General features: G+C 28.6%; 15 protein-coding genes and 1 pseudogene. 9 read left to right on the plus strand and 7 right to left on the minus strand.

Features of this window, described 5'->3' with window-relative positions; translation table 11 throughout:
• Nucleotides 1–128: 128 nt before the first annotated feature.
• Nucleotides 129–302 (plus strand): annotated as a pseudogene (locus FNZ64_RS09780) (helix-turn-helix domain-containing protein); the annotation flags it as partial.
• A gap of 167 nt (nucleotides 303–469) precedes the next feature.
• On the opposite strand, the gene FNZ64_RS09785 reads toward FNZ64_RS09780, so the two are convergent.
• On the minus strand, nucleotides 470–1,225 hold the full coding sequence (locus FNZ64_RS09785) for a creatininase (protein WP_142414632.1): 756 nt from the start codon (nucleotides 1,223–1,225) through the stop codon (nucleotides 470–472).
• 254 nt (nucleotides 1,226–1,479) lie between these two features.
• Between FNZ64_RS09785 and codA the strand changes: the two genes are divergently transcribed.
• The gene (gene codA, locus FNZ64_RS09790; protein WP_142414633.1) at nucleotides 1,480–2,742 is read left to right on the plus strand and encodes a cytosine deaminase; all 1,263 of its coding nucleotides are present in this window, start codon (nucleotides 1,480–1,482) and stop codon (nucleotides 2,740–2,742) included.
• 85 nt (nucleotides 2,743–2,827) lie between these two features.
• Here codA and FNZ64_RS09795 read toward each other — a convergent pair whose 3' ends face one another.
• Nucleotides 2,828–4,630 carry a glycerophosphoryl diester phosphodiesterase membrane domain-containing protein gene (locus FNZ64_RS09795; RefSeq protein WP_142414634.1) on the minus strand — a complete coding sequence of 601 codons (1,803 nt, stop codon included), beginning with the start codon at nucleotides 4,628–4,630 and terminating at the stop codon, nucleotides 2,828–2,830.
• 223 nt (nucleotides 4,631–4,853) lie between these two features.
• On the minus strand, nucleotides 4,854–6,146 hold the full coding sequence (locus FNZ64_RS09800; protein ID WP_142414635.1) for an L-cysteine desulfidase family protein: 1,293 nt from the start codon (nucleotides 6,144–6,146) through the stop codon (nucleotides 4,854–4,856).
• 216 nt (nucleotides 6,147–6,362) lie between these two features.
• Here FNZ64_RS09800 and FNZ64_RS09805 point away from each other — a divergent pair, with 216 nt between their 5' ends.
• Together FNZ64_RS09805 and FNZ64_RS09810 are read left to right on the plus strand one after the other, a co-directional pair.
• Nucleotides 6,363–7,025, plus strand: coding sequence for a hypothetical protein (locus tag FNZ64_RS09805; protein ID WP_142414636.1), 663 nt, complete (start codon nucleotides 6,363–6,365; stop codon nucleotides 7,023–7,025).
• Nucleotides 7,026–7,230: 205 nt separating this feature from the next.
• Complete coding sequence (locus FNZ64_RS09810) at nucleotides 7,231–7,959, plus strand: YetF domain-containing protein (protein ID WP_142414637.1); 729 nt, start codon at nucleotides 7,231–7,233, stop codon at nucleotides 7,957–7,959.
• 262 nt (nucleotides 7,960–8,221) lie between these two features.
• On the opposite strand, the gene FNZ64_RS09815 is transcribed toward FNZ64_RS09810, so the two are convergent.
• Entirely contained in the window at nucleotides 8,222–9,346 is a 1,125-nt protein-coding gene (locus tag FNZ64_RS09815) for a sodium/glutamate symporter (protein ID WP_142414638.1), read from the minus strand.
• A gap of 5 nt (nucleotides 9,347–9,351) precedes the next feature.
• Complete coding sequence (locus FNZ64_RS09820; protein ID WP_142414639.1) at nucleotides 9,352–9,816, minus strand: C-GCAxxG-C-C family protein; 465 nt, start codon at nucleotides 9,814–9,816, stop codon at nucleotides 9,352–9,354.
• A 254-nt stretch (nucleotides 9,817–10,070) separates the two neighbouring features.
• Between FNZ64_RS09820 and FNZ64_RS09825 the strand changes: the two genes are divergently transcribed.
• The gene (locus FNZ64_RS09825; protein WP_142414640.1) at nucleotides 10,071–10,940 is read left to right on the plus strand and encodes a cation diffusion facilitator family transporter; all 870 of its coding nucleotides are present in this window, start codon (nucleotides 10,071–10,073) and stop codon (nucleotides 10,938–10,940) included.
• 103 nt (nucleotides 10,941–11,043) lie between these two features.
• Entirely contained in the window at nucleotides 11,044–11,811 is a 768-nt protein-coding gene (gene yaaA, locus FNZ64_RS09830) for a peroxide stress protein YaaA (protein WP_142414641.1), read from the plus strand.
• A gap of 212 nt (nucleotides 11,812–12,023) precedes the next feature.
• Here the strand turns inward: yaaA and FNZ64_RS09835 are convergent, their stop codons facing one another.
• Entirely contained in the window at nucleotides 12,024–12,845 is an 822-nt protein-coding gene (locus tag FNZ64_RS09835) for a LysM peptidoglycan-binding domain-containing protein (RefSeq protein WP_142414642.1), read from the minus strand.
• A gap of 285 nt (nucleotides 12,846–13,130) precedes the next feature.
• Here FNZ64_RS09835 and FNZ64_RS14940 point away from each other — a divergent pair, with 285 nt between their 5' ends.
• A complete protein-coding gene (locus tag FNZ64_RS14940; RefSeq protein ID WP_243129249.1) occupies nucleotides 13,131–13,658 on the plus strand; it encodes a DUF3892 domain-containing protein in 528 nt (175 codons plus the stop codon).
• A gap of 183 nt (nucleotides 13,659–13,841) precedes the next feature.
• Here FNZ64_RS14940 and FNZ64_RS09845 read toward each other — a convergent pair whose 3' ends face one another.
• Nucleotides 13,842–14,258, minus strand: coding sequence for a secondary thiamine-phosphate synthase enzyme YjbQ (locus tag FNZ64_RS09845; RefSeq protein ID WP_142414643.1), 417 nt, complete (start codon nucleotides 14,256–14,258; stop codon nucleotides 13,842–13,844).
• 409 nt (nucleotides 14,259–14,667) lie between these two features.
• Here FNZ64_RS09845 and cobT point away from each other — a divergent pair, with 409 nt between their 5' ends.
• Both cobT and cobC read left to right on the plus strand, forming a co-directional pair.
• The gene (cobT, locus tag FNZ64_RS09850) at nucleotides 14,668–15,774 is read left to right on the plus strand and encodes a nicotinate-nucleotide--dimethylbenzimidazole phosphoribosyltransferase (RefSeq protein ID WP_142414644.1); all 1,107 of its coding nucleotides are present in this window, start codon (nucleotides 14,668–14,670) and stop codon (nucleotides 15,772–15,774) included.
• Nucleotides 15,775–15,789: 15 nt separating this feature from the next.
• Nucleotides 15,790–16,389: an alpha-ribazole phosphatase gene (cobC, locus tag FNZ64_RS09855; RefSeq protein WP_142414645.1), complete on the plus strand. Its 600-nt coding sequence runs from the start codon at nucleotides 15,790–15,792 to the stop codon at nucleotides 16,387–16,389.
• Nucleotides 16,390–16,391 lie beyond the last annotated feature (2 nt).

The raw sequence follows: 16,391 nt of genomic DNA on the forward strand, positions 1-16,391 counted from the left end.
TAGGGGTAAGTATATCTATTTTTGCGACCTATCGGTCTGCGGGCTTACCAGCCCTTTAAGTAATTGTAAAAAAATATAATTCCAGTAAAAATAAAAATTTCACTGGAATTTAGGTGCTAAATCTCTGTAGACATCTAGTAAAAACTTCACAAGAACTTTTTATACATAGAAATACTTTAATTTATAGATTATCAACAGTGAAAGAACTTTTGGGAAGGGACCTAGATGATGCTATGACGAATTTAGAACTTTTCAATAGTATATTAATTTATGAGTTTCTTGAATTACAGAATAAAAAGTAAAAAAATCTAGGATATTTTTATGGGACTGTTGCATTAAGAGCAGATACTACAATATATTGTGCTAATTTCAAATTTGCAAATTAATATACTGTATGTAAATTTATTAGTGCAACAGCCCCTATTTTGTCACAGGTTTTTTATTATGCATTTTGTTCTTATTTTAATTTTTATTTAAAAGCTTTTTCAATAATTTTAAGTATGTTTGGAATAACATCGTCAACGATTATTTTTCCTCTTTCAGCAGAAGATGATTTAGCTGATGCAAGTATTCCTGTTTCAGGAACGATATCTTTTTCGATTGGATATCTATAGTAAGTTGCTGGGCTAGCATTTTCAGTATCTAGTATTTTATCTTCTCTTACAAGTTCTGGAGCAAAATACATCATTAATGAAGTTTCTGTAACAGCAGCATGCTCTAATGCCCAACCTGGGAATGGAACTTCATCAAAAACTTTATCAATAACATCAGGTGACATTGGATCCCACCAGTTAGTTAAAAGAAGTTGTACTTTATCTCCATATTTTTGAGAACATAGATCCATAGCTTCTACTATAAATGCTTCATTTTCAAAGTGAGCGCTTAATAAGAAGATTTTTGTGAATCCATCACGAACAAACTCATCTATTATATCCATTACTAAGGCTTGAAGTGTAGCTCCATTTAAATCTATAGTTCCTGGGAATAAAGGACCACCACCACTTAAAGGCTTTGATTTATATCCATATGAAAGACTTGGGGCAACAACTGCGTCTAATTTTTCAGCTATACGATAAGCAAATCCTTCAGCTAATACTGTATCTACACAAGTTGGTAGATGAGGACCATGCTGTTCTGTAGCACCTATTGGTAGAATTATTATACCATCTTTTTTCTTTTCGAATTCTTGCCATGTCATATGAGTCATTTTTACATTTTCATACATAATAAAATCTCCTTTTGTTTCAATAAAATTTTGTAAAATAGTTAATACTTCAACAAGTTTACCCTTAATGGATAATAGATTCAATGTACAAAAGATACAAATATATAAATAAAAATATGTTTTTTTATGCACATTAAATTTTAAATATTATTGTGTAATTAATACAATGACTATACATAAGAATAGTGGTAAACTTCATTTTGTTATTTAAGTCCATAAAAGAAATATGTAAAACATGAGAGGAGTTTATATAAATGAAGGCTATTTTATTTAAAAATGCTAGATTAAAAGGAAATGAAGAATTAGTTGATTTATTTGTAGAAAATGGAGTTTATAAAGAAATAGGACAAAACCTTTCTGTAAAATATAAAGATATAGAAACTTATGATTTAATGGGAGACCTTGTTGTTCCTCCCTATGTTGATCCACATATACATTTAGATTATGTATATACTGCTCGCACTCCAGGTGCTAACAATGGAACAGGAACTCTTTTTGAAGGAATTCAAAGATGGTCTGAAACAAAAGCAAATATGACTATAGAGGAGATTAAAGAACGTGCAAGAATTGCATTAAAGAAAGAAATTTTACACGGAACTCAATATCTTAGAACTCATGTTGACGTAACAGATCCTAAACTTACTGGTTTAAGGGCTATTATGGAATTAAAAGAAGAAGTTAAAAATCTTGTGGATATACAAATTATAGCATTTCCACAAGAGGGAATGTATTCATTTAAAGATGGAGACAAGCTAGTAGAAGAAGCATTAAAAATGGGCGCAGATGTAGTAGGTGCTATTCCTCATTTTGAATTTACAAGAGAAATGGGAGAAAAATCTATAAAGAAAACTGTAGAACTTGCTATGAAATACAATAAATTAATAGATGTTCACTGTGATGAAACAGATGATGAGCAATCAAGATTTGTTGAGTTATTAGCAGCAGAAGCTTATATGAATGGCATTGGAGAACTTACAACAGCAAGTCATGCTTGTGCAATGGGTTCATATAATAATGCTTATACATTTAAATTATTTAAACTTTTAGGATTATCAAAAATGAACTTTATATCTTGTCCAACTGAAAATATACATTTACAAGGAAGATATGATACATATCCTAAGAGAAGGGGGCTTACTAGGGTTAAAGAACTAAATGATGCAGGAATTAATGTTTGTTTTGCACAAGATTCAATTTCAGATCCATGGTATCCATTAGGAAATGGTAACTTAATGGCTATTTTAGATGCAGGGATTCATATTTGTCATATGATGTCTTTTGATGAGATTAATAATGCTTTAGATTTAATTACAGTAAATGGTGCTAAAACTCTTCATATAGAAGATAAATATGGTATAGAAGTAGGAAAAGATGCCAACTTTATAGCTTTAAATGCTAAAAATGAATTTGATGCAATACTAGAAAGAGTTGGTGTTAATGTATCAGTTAGAAAAGGTGAATTCTTATTTAAAAAACAACCTCAAATAATTGATACAAATATATCTTTATTAAAATAATACAGTCAGTAAAACTTATAATATGACTAGATATGCTAATAGGAATGTATATTTATTAAAATATATATATTAATTCTATTAGGGATTAAGTTGAATTTAGCTTAATCCCTAATATTTTTTTATCTTCCAATGCTTCTTTCATTTCTCTTGGCTTATTAGTTATTATGTTATCTACGCTCATATCCATAAGCTCTTCCATTTTTGTAGGGTCATCTACGGTCCATACGTGTACTTCTCTTCCTATAAGGTGGGCTTTTTTTACTAGGCTTTTACTTACATTACTTGATTCTATGCTGTAAAAGTCAACTTTTAACTGTCCAAGGTCGCCAAGTGCTAGATACATTATATATCCTACTTTTATTTTGGGGTTGCGATTTTTTACCTCTTTTAAGGCGTCATAATCTAAGGAAGTGATTACTACATCTTTTTCAAGGCTATATTTTTGAACTAAGGTTACTACTTTTCCTATTAATTTAGTTTCATGTCCGTTAGTTTTAAGTTCTATGTTTAGTTTTAATTTTCCTTTGGATTTTTTCATTACTTCCTCTAGGGTAGGGATTTTTTCTTTTTCAAATTCATAATCAAAGTTACTTTTTATATTATATTGTTGAAGTTCATTTAAGCTTATTTCCCAAATATATTTATTTAATCCTAGGGTTCTTTTAAGATTGCTATCATGGGTTAAAACTACTTCGCCATCCTTGGTTTCTTGAACGTCAATTTCTGCATAGTCAGCCTTAGCTTTAATGGCGTATTCTATGGAGGAGAGGGTATTTTCAGGGGCTTCTGAAGAATTTCCTCTATGGGCTGTAATTTCAATATGATTCTTTTCACTTTCTGAATAGAAGAATAAGGTTCCAAAGATTACACTAATAGACAATATTATTATAATTAAAAATTGTACTATTTTTTTATTATTCTTTACTTTTCTAAAGGTAAGATTTATATTTGTTTCTCTTTTATAAAGTCCTAAGAATTCTTTTTTAACATAGCTTGGCTTTAAGGAGTAATAGAGTCTTGTAATTAAAATTGTATAAAGTGGGGATATAAATAAGCTAAATAATAAAAACAAAATACTTACAACTACAGAATAAAGGGATAAAAGGCTTAGGGAAGAGAAATTATTAATTCCTGTTCTTTTAAATATAAAGTCAAGTATTATAGTTAGGAAAACTAATACTGCAAGTCCAATTAAACTAAGTGTAAGTTGAAATAAAATTAGGTTTTTTAATATATATTTATATCTACCTTTGCAAAGCTTTTTACTTTCTTTTAAGGCGGATTTAAAGTTTTTATTTTCTATTATTGCTATGTGAAGAGAAAATATCCATCTTATCAAAAAGAAATAAGCAAGGATTATTAGTAAAATTAAAAGTATTAAGTATGTAGGGTTTTCAAAGAACCAGTCTACAATAAAGCTAGGGATTTTTAGTTCTGTATTTAAACTGGAGGTTATTCCTATTCCTAAAAGTGGAACTAAAAATATAATATATAAAATTACCCTAAGTGAACCTAGGGAAAACAACTTAGAGACATTATTAACTGCTAGAATAAATGCTTCTTTTAATGAAATTTTATGTTTAAAATAGATGTTATTAGCTATAATAATAAGGGTTCCTATTTCTAAGATTATGGATATTCCACATATAATTAAAAGAACTATAAAAGCTGCTATGCCTGGTAGGCTAGTGGAGAACTTTATAAGCTCATTATTAGTAATTATTTTCCTTCCACTTAGAGAAATAAAATAATTTAAGCATATAGACATAAATGGTATTAGGAAAAAGGAGGTAAGCACTTTATATATAGCTTCAAATTTTATATTTAAGTGAAAACTTTTTTTAAAGTCTTTAAAAGTGTCTTTGAATAATTTTCTAAAAGAATACAAGGGTATCCCTCCTTTATAATTTTATTTTAAATTTTAAATTATAAGTATTTAAAGTATAATTATATAGTAATTTAAAAGAGAGAAATATTCAAATTAAAATGGTATGACATATTCTAGAGTTGAGTCACTTGAAAACTGCGATATAATAATCATATATAAAATTACTTGAAATTATGGTTGCATAATTTCAAGTAATCAGTTACAAGGGTGTGGAATGTAATCTTTATTTACAAGTCATTATATCTAAAATAATTTTATCTGTTTCAACCATACCTTGAGTTCCTATTTTAGCTAGATTTTTAATGGTTTCTTCCATATCTTTATGTATAATTCCGTCTTTATCTGATATTTCTATATTTTCAAGAGCTAATAAGGCTGATTGAATGGCAGCACTTACTCCAGTGGATACCTTAAGGGCACAGCCGGTTTTAGCACCATCACAAATCATTCCAACTATATTTCCTGCCATATTTTTAATTGCATACTTAACTTGATCTAGGTTTCCTCCTAGAAGATATACTATACCTGCACTAGCTCCAGAAGAGGCTACAACGCAACCACAAAGGGCTGATAGTCTTCCTAAATATGATTTTATATGTATTGCAGTAAGGTTTGCAAGGATTAAAGCTCTTACAAGTTTTTCTTCTTCTAAACCTAATTTTTCATGAATTGCTATAACAGGCATCATAACAGTTATTCCTTGATTTCCACTACCTGAATTACTCATAACAGGAAGCATGCATCCTGCCATACGGGCATCTGAAGCTGCTGAGGTTAATGCCATGGCGTAATTTGACATATCATCTTTTAATAGACCTTTTTCTATATTTTTATATAGGGTTTTTCCAACCTTTAGGCCATAGTCGTTTTTAATGCCTTCTTTTGCAATTGTCTTATTCATATGGGCACCTTCTAATATAAATTCAATATCAGAAAGGGGAGCATTCATGGCAAATTCATAGATTTCATCTATGGTAGTATGATCTATATTATCTATATTTTCTTTAGAGGATGCAATTTTAGTTGTTTCTTCAGTAGTTGTATATATTATGTCTTCATTTAAGCTTACACTTATAATATTAGAATGGGTATCTTTTATTATTACAGTGGAACTATGGGAATCATTTTTAACTGTTACTTCCACATAAAGCTTAGAAGGGGTTTCCTTTGCCTTAACTATTACCTTTTCTGATTTTACCATATCCTTAGCTTTTTCTATGTGTTCTTTTTTTATATATTTTAAAACTTCAAGGCAATCCTTTGATTTTCCACCAATAGAACCTAGGGCAGCAGCTATATGAAGACCAACCATGCCTGTACCAGGAATTCCAACCCCCATACCATTTTTTAATATGTTTGGACTTACGTAAACTTCTATAAGCTTAGGGGTTTCGCCTAAGGTCTCTGAAGCTTTAGCAGAAGCTAGAGCAACTGCTATAGGTTCTGTACAGCCAAGAGCTGGTACAACCTCCTTTTTTAAGAGATCAATAAAATATTCCTTAGTATGTTTTTTCATTTTTATCATCCTTTCGTAAGAACTTCACAAAAATCTTTAGGTTTGTATGTACTAATTAATATTATAATATATAATTGAAAAAATTCATACATCATAAAAAATGAATTTTATAATGCAATATGCATTCAAATTAAAATTTTAATAAATATATCTTTTTTATACTTTATAGTATATAATAATATCAAATATCAAATAAATTACATAAGAGGGAGTATTATGTCAAAAAATAAGGGAAAAAGGCATATAATATTATGCTTTATTATAATAATTTCATTAGTTCTTTATATTAAATTTAAAACTAATATAAAAAGCAGTACTTGTATTAGCATACTTACTAATAATAAGATTGCTAAAACTAAAAAGGATACATATATAAATAAGAATACTAAAACTAAAAAGGATACATATATAAGTAAGAATACTAAAAGAAATAGAGATGACTCTAAAAGTTTTGTTACATATATAAGCGTTGGGGCTTGGGTTAATAAGGAGTATATTGTAACAAAAGGGGACAAGCAACTTTTAGATAGTATGATAGGGGAAGAAAATAATTATACTTCTGCTATAATTAATGAATTTAATGATTTGGGTTTTGAAAATAAAGAAAATCTAAATGTATTAGCTAAAGAGTATTTTAAAGAACAGAGGGGGCTTGACAAGTTAGGGAATATTCATTTAGAAGATAATAATTTATGTATATACTTTTATTATCATAAGTATAATTTAGAGGTTGATTTTGAAGAGTTGGCTGAATTTTACATATGCGAAGATTATAGAGATGATCTAAGGGAATATAATAAATTTGGGGTATATAGTACCTTAAAACGGACGGAAGATAATGTTTATTACTATGATGGGTTAATAATATTTAGAAAATAATTCCTATGGTTTAAATATAGATAAGATGTTAATAATATAAACAACGAAATTGTTATCCAGGGACGTGACCGTTCTTTTTCACACTTTGAAGAAAAGCAGGGAATCAAATCTTTGATTTGGTAGGAATCACTTTCACAGAGTGCCATGGGGGCATTAGAGCAATTAGTCATGGGATAAATGAAATTATAATTTTGGAGGTGGAAGTTTGCAAGAAGCTATTAACGTTTGTCTAAGAGGAGTTGTAGGTTTTTTTACCTTGTTAGTTTTTGCTAGAATTCTAGGAAAGCAACAAATAAGTCAACTTACATTTTTTGATTACATATTAGGTATAACCATAGGGTCTACAGCAGCAACTTTAACTTCAGATTTAGATAGTCCTATGTGGCCTCATTTGCTAGGGCTTGCCGTGTGGTTTTTATTGGGTCTTTTAATGCAATTTATAACATTAAAATCTAGATATATGTCTAAAATCATAGAAGGGGAACCTGAAATAGTTATAATGGAAGGAAAGGTAATGGAAAATATTTTAAGAAAAATGAGGTATAGGTTGTCGGATCTCCAAGGAAAATTAAGGGAGAAAGGTGTCTTTGATATATCTGAAGTTCAATATGCTATTTTAGAATGTGATGGAGAACTTTCAATTATAAAAAAACCAGAAAATGATCCTGTAACCTTAAAGGATTTAAACTTAAAACCTGACAAAACTGGGGTAAATATAGAGCTTATTTACGATGGAAAAATTATTGAACAAAATTTACAAGATTTAAATAGAAATAAGAATTGGCTTATGAATGAACTTAAAAAACAAGGTGTAAATAATTATGAAGATGTTTTTATAGCAACAGTAAATCCTAAGGGTGAACTATATATAGATACTTACAAGGATAAGCTTAAAAAGATTATAGATATAGGAGACTACAAAGGTCCATATTAATATATATATAAAGATAGCAAATGTTTGCACTATATTTAGTAGCACATTTATAAAGGTCCATATCAATATATAAAAAAGGGATTTTTATAATATAACTTATATAAGCTTAAATAATGAAACTAAATATTCATTGTTAAGGCTTAATAAATTTTTATAAGTTAAGATTAAAAAATCCCTAAATTATGTATTGTTATAGATTTATAGAGTGAACTTTAAATTTATTAATGTATAATGTTAAGTATAACAATAATTAAGTTTTATTTTACATAAACAATCCTATAATAAATGGATTTACAACTGTTATTAGCCATGCTCCTACAGGTGGAACAATGAATAATACTAGAGGTATTGCGCCTTCTGCTTCTGTAAAACTTTGAATTGAACTCATAGTACTAGCTGGCATACCATAACTAAAGCCTATAAGTCCAGCAGATACATAAGCTGAAAGGCCATTCTTTTTATATAGTTTAAATACCACAAAGTAAGTAAATGCTAGTAATATTACAAGTTGAATTACTAATACCATATAACTAAATAAAGTTATATTTTTTATTAATGAAATATCGAACATTGCAAAGTTTGATATTAAAAGCATGGAAAGACAAAAGTTGCCTATTAAATTTACTTCAGGTACTTTAATATCAAAAGTTTTACTAAAGTCAAAGAACTGTCTTAAAAGAATTCCAACAAGGAATCCACCTCCAGCAGGATTAATCCACTTTCCAAGGTTTAAAGCAGTTGGAAGCATACCTATAGCGACACAAACTGTAAAAATGCCCAAATACTTTAAAAGTTCTATTGGAGTGAATGTTGGTGCTGGTATTTTTATTGTAGAGCTTAAGTCTACATCTTTTCTAAATTTAGAAAACAAAATTACTCCAGCAATAGTTCCAATATAAAGAGTTAGAATAGAAATTCCAGTGAGTTGCTTTATATTAGGTCCTATGGCTTTTACAAATTTAGGCATAGACTTAAGTAAGGTATGATCTCCCATTAAGCTAGATGAGCCTAAAATTAAACTTTCAGGTACACTTTTCCCAAAGATTTTTCCAAGTGCTAAGGCAATTGAATTTTGTCCTAGGGCAACTATTATTGTTATTAAGAAATATAACATTTGCAATTTAAAACCTTTTTTTAAGGTGTCTAAATTAAATCTAAGACCTATGGATGCAAAGAATCCAGCAACGAAGATCGGAACAAAAGTGTAGGTTCCTTTTACAGGTGTAAATTTGTTTAGTATTATAAATATAAAGGATAATATAATTCCTCCTATTAGTGGAGCTGGTATATAATATTTTTTAAGAAATGCAACTTTAGTTTTTATAAAGTATGCAAGAATCAAAGAAAGTATCAGTAAGCATAAAGTTTGAACCGAAGTAAGTATCATATTTTCTACTCCTCAATATTTAATTCTATTCCATCTTCTAAAAGTTTTCCTGCAATATAAGCTGCAACTTCCCCAGTTATTTTAACACAGTGTGCTTTACGTTCAGGGGATCCAAATTCTTTAAAGTCTCTTGTCATAACCCTACAACAGGTACTTTTGTACATAGTTTTAATGTGATCATGTAAATCTGCTGAAACTGGGAACATTTTAGGATCCATAGACTCACCATGTTTTCTTCCGTAAGCCATTCCAAGTGCCATAACTCCTCCACTTACAGCGCCACATAGACAGCCGGATTTACCTATACCAACAGGGAAACCAGAAGCTAATTTAGTTACACTTTCATCATATGGCTTGTCTAATAAATCATTAATAGTCTTTACTACTGCCTCAGAGCAGAAGAATTCTCCTCTTTGAAAATATCCTTCAGCAGTTTCTCTTACCTTTTGAATTAATTGTTCTTTTTCCATAAAACCCCTCCAAATTACAAAATATTATTATTTTCTCACAATATATATTCTATTAGACAAAGTATCTTTAATCTAATACAAAAAAACTATAGATAGTAGTTATCAATAGAAATACCTAATATATAAAATTCACATTCATTATCAATTGATATAAAAATTCAGTAAAAATAATATGTAAACTTAGTAATATAAAGCGCATATCATATTAAATAAAGCGTTTTATTTTATCAATTAAAAATAAGTGAGGAGATTTTATGAATAATGAAGAAAGAAGAAGCCTAGGGAATAGAATTTCTATAACAACTATCATTGTAAATTTATTTTTGTTTATTTTTAAGCTTTTTGTTGGAATTTTAGGCCATAGTAGTGCTATGATAGCTGATTCAATTCATTCTCTGTCAGATATTATAACAACTATAGCAGTTATAATAGGTCTAAAAGTATCATCTAAGGAGGCTGATGAGGAACATCCTTATGGTCATGAAAGATTTGAAGCTGTAACCTCTAAAATTTTAGCTGTACTGCTTTGTGGTACAGGGGTATTTATAGGGTATAGTGCTTTAGAATCAATAATTAATGGAGACTATGGAATACCAGGTAGTATAGCTATATATGGTGCATTAGCATCCATTATAATAAAAGAGTGGATGTATAGATACACAATTAAGGGGGCTAAAAAAATAAATAGTTCCTCCTTAGAAGCTGATGCTTGGCATCATCGTTCAGATGCACTATCTTCTGTTGGAAGTTTTATTGGAATTTTAGGTGCCAAGCTTAAATTTCCTGTTTTAGATCCAATAGCATCTATTGTAATTTGTATTATTATTCTCAAGGTTTCTTTTGATATATATATAAGAGCTATAAATGCTTTAATTGATCGTGCAGCTGATAAAGAAGTGGTAAATTCAATTAAGCAGAGTGTTACATCTATAGATGAGATTACTGAGATTAATAGTTTAAAAACTAGACTTCATGGTAGTAGTATTTATGTAGATATAGAGGTTGGAATATCTTCAGAAGTTTCTTTTAAGGAGGCACATTATATTGGGGAAATGGTTCATAAGTCTGTGGAAGGGGTAGATAATAGGATAATTCATTGTAATGTAAGAATAAATCCTGCATAATAAATTTTAAATTCATATTACAGATTTATGTAAATCATATTTAAAAGCTCTTAGTTTGATGTTAAAATATAATCAATAGATAATATTAACTAGGAGTGATTTTATGATAACAATAATTTCTCCAGCTAAATCCTTAGATTTTGAGAGAGAAGCTTTAACACAAGAATATACTATGCCAAAATTTTTAAAAGATAGCTTAATGCTTATAGATATTTTAAAGGGTTACAGTCCAGAGGAATTAAGTTCTCTAATGAATATAAGTCCGAAATTAGGTGAGTTAAATTTTTATAGATATCAAAGTTTTAATGATAATTTTATGGAGGATACAAAACAAGCTATTTTTGCATTTAATGGGGATGTATATAAGGGCCTAGATTCTTATAGTTACGGCGAAGAAGATATAGAATTTGCACAAAATCATCTTAGAATACTTTCAGGATTATTTGGAGTTTTAAGGCCTTTAGATCTTATAAAAGAATATAGATTAGAAATGGGCATAAAACTTAAGAATCAGAGAGGGGAAAATCTTTATGGCTTCTGGAGTGAATTAGTAACTAATAGTTTAAAGGATGAACTTTCTAATTCAAATGAAAAAACTATATTAAACTTAGCTTCTGAGGAGTATTCAAAGGTTGTAAAAAGAGATAATTTAGGGAAAATAAATTTTATTAATGTGGTATTTAAGGAGAGAAAAAATGGAGTTTATAAGGTAATTGCAATTTATGCAAAAAAGGCTAGGGGACTTATGGCATCTTATATAATAAAAAATAAAATAGACTCTATAGAAAAATTAAAGGAATTTAACGAAGAGGGCTATGCTTATAGGGAAGATTTAAGTTCCTCTAATACTATAGTTTTTACAAGAGAATAGAGAATATAAGTGGATTTATATATATATAATTGATGGATATGAATTAATAGAATTTAAGCATAAGAAACTTATTTATTAGTAAAATAATATGCTATGATTGAAATTTTAGGAGAAAAAGATTATCTACAATTTTTATATTTAATTTGTAGATAATCTTTTTTAGTTTTTAAACCTAAAATGAGTATAATATTCTTAAAATAATAATGTTAAAACTAATAAGCAAACATCATTTTTCCAGATACTAAGGCACGAGGCTTAGATAATAACCAGTTATTTGTTACTGTATTATCAAAGAAATAAAGTGCCCCTTTAGTAGGGTCAACTCCATTTAATGCTTCTTTTGCAGCCTTTATAGCTTGAGCAGAGGCAGGTTTATTTATTTGACCATTTAATACTGGAGTAAATTGATAATAACCATAGCTAACTTCATATATTACACCCTTAATTGTATTTGGGAATCCAGAATTTTTAACCCTATTTAAAACAACAGCACCTACAGCAACTTGGGCATTATATGGTTCTGCTCCAGCTTCTGCATAGATTAATCTTGAAAGCAAGTCTAAGTCAGCTTGTGTGTAAGCGACTCCTGAATTGGATTGCTGTTTTGCATTTGGATCTACTGGTATAGAAGTAGATGGTTTAGATTGACTTGAAGAACTTGGAACAGTAGTTGCGTTTATTTTAAGAACTTGTCCAGGATAAATCATATCTCCAGTTAAGTTATTTAAATTTTTTATACTTTCTATAGTGGTTCCATATTTTTTAGATATTTTATATAAGGAATCATCTTTTATAACTGTATATGTAACTTTTACACTGTCTTTTATGTAAAGTTTTTGGCCTGGATATATTGTTATAGAATTAAGTTTATTATCTTTCATAATACTTTGGTAGGATGTATTATATTTTTGTCCAATTTTGTAGAGTGAATCACCCTTTTGAACTGTATAAGTCATAGCTTGTACATTAACACTAAGTAATGAGGTTAAAAACAAAGTACTTAAAATAACTTTTATTTTTTTTGAATTTTTCATAAAAAAACCCTCCTTAAACTGTTTATTGATTCCTATTTTACCAAAGTGGAAAGCAAGACTTCTATATGAGATTGAAGGTAAAGTAACATAATAAAGGAACATATGGAACTTATATAAGTATATTTTATGTAATATTTTCATGTAAAAACTTACAGAAACCATCTATTTTCTGAATCATTGATGGTTTGGTATATCATAGTATATAAGCACAGTGGAATTTTAAAGTTGTATATTTTAAAGGTCTAAGGGAAAAATAATATCAATAAATTAAAGGAGGGATTAGTAATGAATAATATAAATAATGAAAATAATAATAAATTTAAGAACGAAAACAGAAATTCCATGAATAATGGAATAAATAATACCGTAAACAATAATAATGCTATGAACAATGAAATGAATACTTTAAACAATAATAGTGCTATGAATAATCATAAAAATTCAATGGAAATGAAAAGAAACCCAAACAATACGTTGAATAATAATGTAGCCGATAATACAATGAATAACAACGTAGCTGATAATACAATAAATAATAGTATGATGTATAATAGAGTATTAAATAATCCTGGTGCACACGTTATAACTGCAGTTGTCAAGGAAAATGGTGGAGAGATTGGTGCTTATAGATTAGAAAACGGCGAAATTATAATGAAGAATGAAGCAGTACAAATGGCAAAGGAAGGTAAGATATCCGGTGTTATAATTTCTACTTCAAAACATGGAGAAGAATATTTAAGAGCTATAGGTGATGGTAATACATCTAATAACTTATCAAATCTTATGGCTATAGAATATAGTGAAACTCACTAAATAGTAAACAGAGTTCTAAACTTCAGAGAAAATTTTTACTCCCCTGAAGTTTAGAAGTCGTTATCCAGGGACATAGCTACTCTTTACTCACATTTTAAATAAGATGAGAGTATTAGAGAGGTCAGTCATCGAATAAATAAAAGAACATGAAGCTATGTACTTCATGTTCTTTTATTTAATTTATTATTCTCCTATTATCTTAATTAACACTTTCTTTTTACGCCTTCCATCAAATTCTCCGTAAAAGATTTGTTCAAAAGGACCAAAGTCTAACTCGCCGTTTGTAATTGCAACTACAACTTCACGTCCCATTACTGTTCTTTTTAAGTGTGCATCTGCGTTATCTTCAAAACCATTGTGGAAATATTGTTCATATGGTTTTTCTGGAGCTAATTTTTCAAGAAATTCCTCAAAATCTCTATGAAGTCCTCTTTCATCATCATTAATAAATACACTAGAAGTTATATGCATTGCATTACATAAGAGTAAACCTTCTTTGATTTCACTTTCTTCTAAAGCTTTTTTAATTTCATTTGTTATATTTATAAATTCACGTCTATTATTTGTCTCAAATAATAATTCTGTTCTATAACTTTTCATTATTAATCCTCCTTAATTACATAGGTGTATAAGTTTTTAGCAAACTTTTCATAATCTATTTAACTTTTATATATTTTTTTGGTTTTAAAATATGCTATGTTAGAGTAAAATATTCATGTGATTATACAATCACTATATCAATAAAAATATCTAAGAAAGCCTAAAAATAGATAAAAAAATCTATAAAACACCAACATTACATAATAACTAAGCAATTTAATTCCTTTTATACACGAACAATATTTGAATTTTTAAATTTAATAAACTATAATAATATAATTAGTATTATATTTTATTATATTATATAATATCATAATTAAAAGATAATTACTATCTATTGATTATTATAATTATGTTAAAATTAATTTCTTGAGTATAAATTAATATACTTCAAAAGGAGAAGAAGAGTATGAAGATTTTAACGGAAACTTTAAATAATATAGAACCGGCTTATGAACAATGGGTTAAAAAGTCTTGGGAAAAACTAGATAGCCTAACTAAGCCTATTGGAAGTCTTGGAGAACTTGAATGTATTGTGGCTAAAATGGCTGGAATTACGGGTAAAATAAACAATACTATAAATAAGAAGAATGTAGTTATTATGTGTGCAGATAATGGTGTTGTAGAAGAGGGCGTAAGCAGTTGTCCTCAAAGCTTAACTTATACAGTTTCAAATAATTTTACAAAAGGCATTACTGGAATTAATGTACTTTCAAATTTTGTAGGGTCTGATATTACTGTAGTTGATATTGGTATTGCAAAAGAGATTAATAATCCTAAAATTATAGATAGAAAAGTAAGATTTGGAACAGATAATATGGTAAATGGTCCAGCTATGACTAGAGAAGAGGCTATAAAGGCTATAGAAGCTGGTATTGAAATAGTTGATAACCTTGCAAAAGAGGGATATAACCTTTTTGGAACTGGAGAGATGGGAATTGGTAACACCACAACTAGTGCAGCGGTTTTAAGTGTGTTATCAGGTTTAGATGTTGAACAGTGTACAGGAAAAGGCGCTGCCCTAACTGAAGAGGCTTTTGAAAATAAAAAGAGAGTTATAGAAAAGGCAATAGAAATTAATAATCCAAATAAAGAAGATATTATAGATGTTATAGCAAAGGTTGGAGGTCTTGATATTGCAGGGCTTTGTGGTTGCTTTTTAGGTTCAGCTAAAAATAGAATTCCTATTGTTATAGATGGGTTTATATCTTCAGCTGCGGCCCTTTGTGCTTATAGATTAAACAATAATGTAAAAGATTTTATTTTTCCATCTCATTTATCAGCAGAACCAGGTGCTCAATATATGATGAAAGAAATGGGACTATCTCCAATGTTAAATTTAAGAATGAGACTTGGAGAAGGAACAGGATGTACCTTAGGATTTAATATTATAGAAGCTGCCCTTTATATAATAAATCATATGGGAACCTTTGATGATGCAGGCATAGTTACAGATTATCTACTTGAAATGAGAGATAATGTAGAAGAAAAATCTTATGTAGATGATACTATTTAAATAATAGGTGATTAAATGAATTTATATTTAGTAAGACATGGATATACAGAGGAAAATTCTAAGGGAACTTATTATGGGGATATAGATGTAGGCTTAAATAATATAGGAGAACTTCAATGTAAGTTTTTAAAAGAAAAACTTTCAGAAGTTGAATTTTCATGCGTATACACTAGTACTAAAAAAAGAGCAATCCAAAGTGCTGAATTAATATTAAAAAATAAGGAATATAATTTAATAAAATCAGAAAAATTAAATGAGAGATCCTTTGGTATTTTTGAAGGCTTAGATTATATAGAACTTGAAAAATCCTATAAAGAAGAGTATAAAGCTTGGAGTAAAGATTGGATAGGATATAAGATAAAAAATGGAGAAAGCCATCTAGAGTTTTCAAATAGAGTATATGAGTTTTTAGAACATATATTAGATAAACATAAAAATCAAGAGAATTTACTTTTAGTATGCCATGGAGGCGTTATTAGGGCAATCTACACTTATATAATGAATAAGCAAGTAGATCTATTTTGGAAATTCGCATGCAAGAATGGAGATCTTGCTATTATAAAATATGAATATGGAAACCTTTATATAGATTCCATAAGTCATAATAAGTATTAAAT

This window comes from Hathewaya massiliensis (assembly GCF_902143515.1).
Classification (GTDB): domain Bacteria; phylum Bacillota; class Clostridia; order Clostridiales; family Clostridiaceae; genus Hathewaya; species Hathewaya massiliensis.

Bases quoted from the DNA above. Each gene is read 5' to 3' on its own strand.
- FNZ64_RS09785 (WP_142414632.1), bottom strand. From the start codon at position 1,225: ATGTATGAAAATGTAAAAATGACTCATATGACATGGCAAGAATTCGAA.
- codA (WP_142414633.1), top strand. From the start codon at position 1,480: ATGAAGGCTATTTTATTTAAAAATGCTAGATTAAAAGGAAATGAAGAA.
- FNZ64_RS09800 (WP_142414635.1), bottom strand. From the start codon at position 6,146: ATGAAAAAACATACTAAGGAATATTTTATTGATCTCTTAAAAAAGGAG.
- FNZ64_RS09805 (WP_142414636.1), top strand. From the start codon at position 6,363: ATGTCAAAAAATAAGGGAAAAAGGCATATAATATTATGCTTTATTATA.
- FNZ64_RS09815 (WP_142414638.1), bottom strand. From the start codon at position 9,346: ATGATACTTACTTCGGTTCAAACTTTATGCTTACTGATACTTTCTTTG.
- FNZ64_RS09820 (WP_142414639.1), bottom strand. From the start codon at position 9,816: ATGGAAAAAGAACAATTAATTCAAAAGGTAAGAGAAACTGCTGAAGGA.
- FNZ64_RS09825 (WP_142414640.1), top strand. From the start codon at position 10,071: ATGAATAATGAAGAAAGAAGAAGCCTAGGGAATAGAATTTCTATAACA.
- yaaA (WP_142414641.1), top strand. From the start codon at position 11,044: ATGATAACAATAATTTCTCCAGCTAAATCCTTAGATTTTGAGAGAGAA.
- FNZ64_RS09835 (WP_142414642.1), bottom strand. From the start codon at position 12,845: ATGAAAAATTCAAAAAAAATAAAAGTTATTTTAAGTACTTTGTTTTTA.
- FNZ64_RS14940 (WP_243129249.1), top strand. From the start codon at position 13,131: ATGAATAATATAAATAATGAAAATAATAATAAATTTAAGAACGAAAAC.
- FNZ64_RS09845 (WP_142414643.1), bottom strand. From the start codon at position 14,258: ATGAAAAGTTATAGAACAGAATTATTATTTGAGACAAATAATAGACGT.
- cobT (WP_142414644.1), top strand. From the start codon at position 14,668: ATGAAGATTTTAACGGAAACTTTAAATAATATAGAACCGGCTTATGAA.
- cobC (WP_142414645.1), top strand. From the start codon at position 15,790: ATGAATTTATATTTAGTAAGACATGGATATACAGAGGAAAATTCTAAG.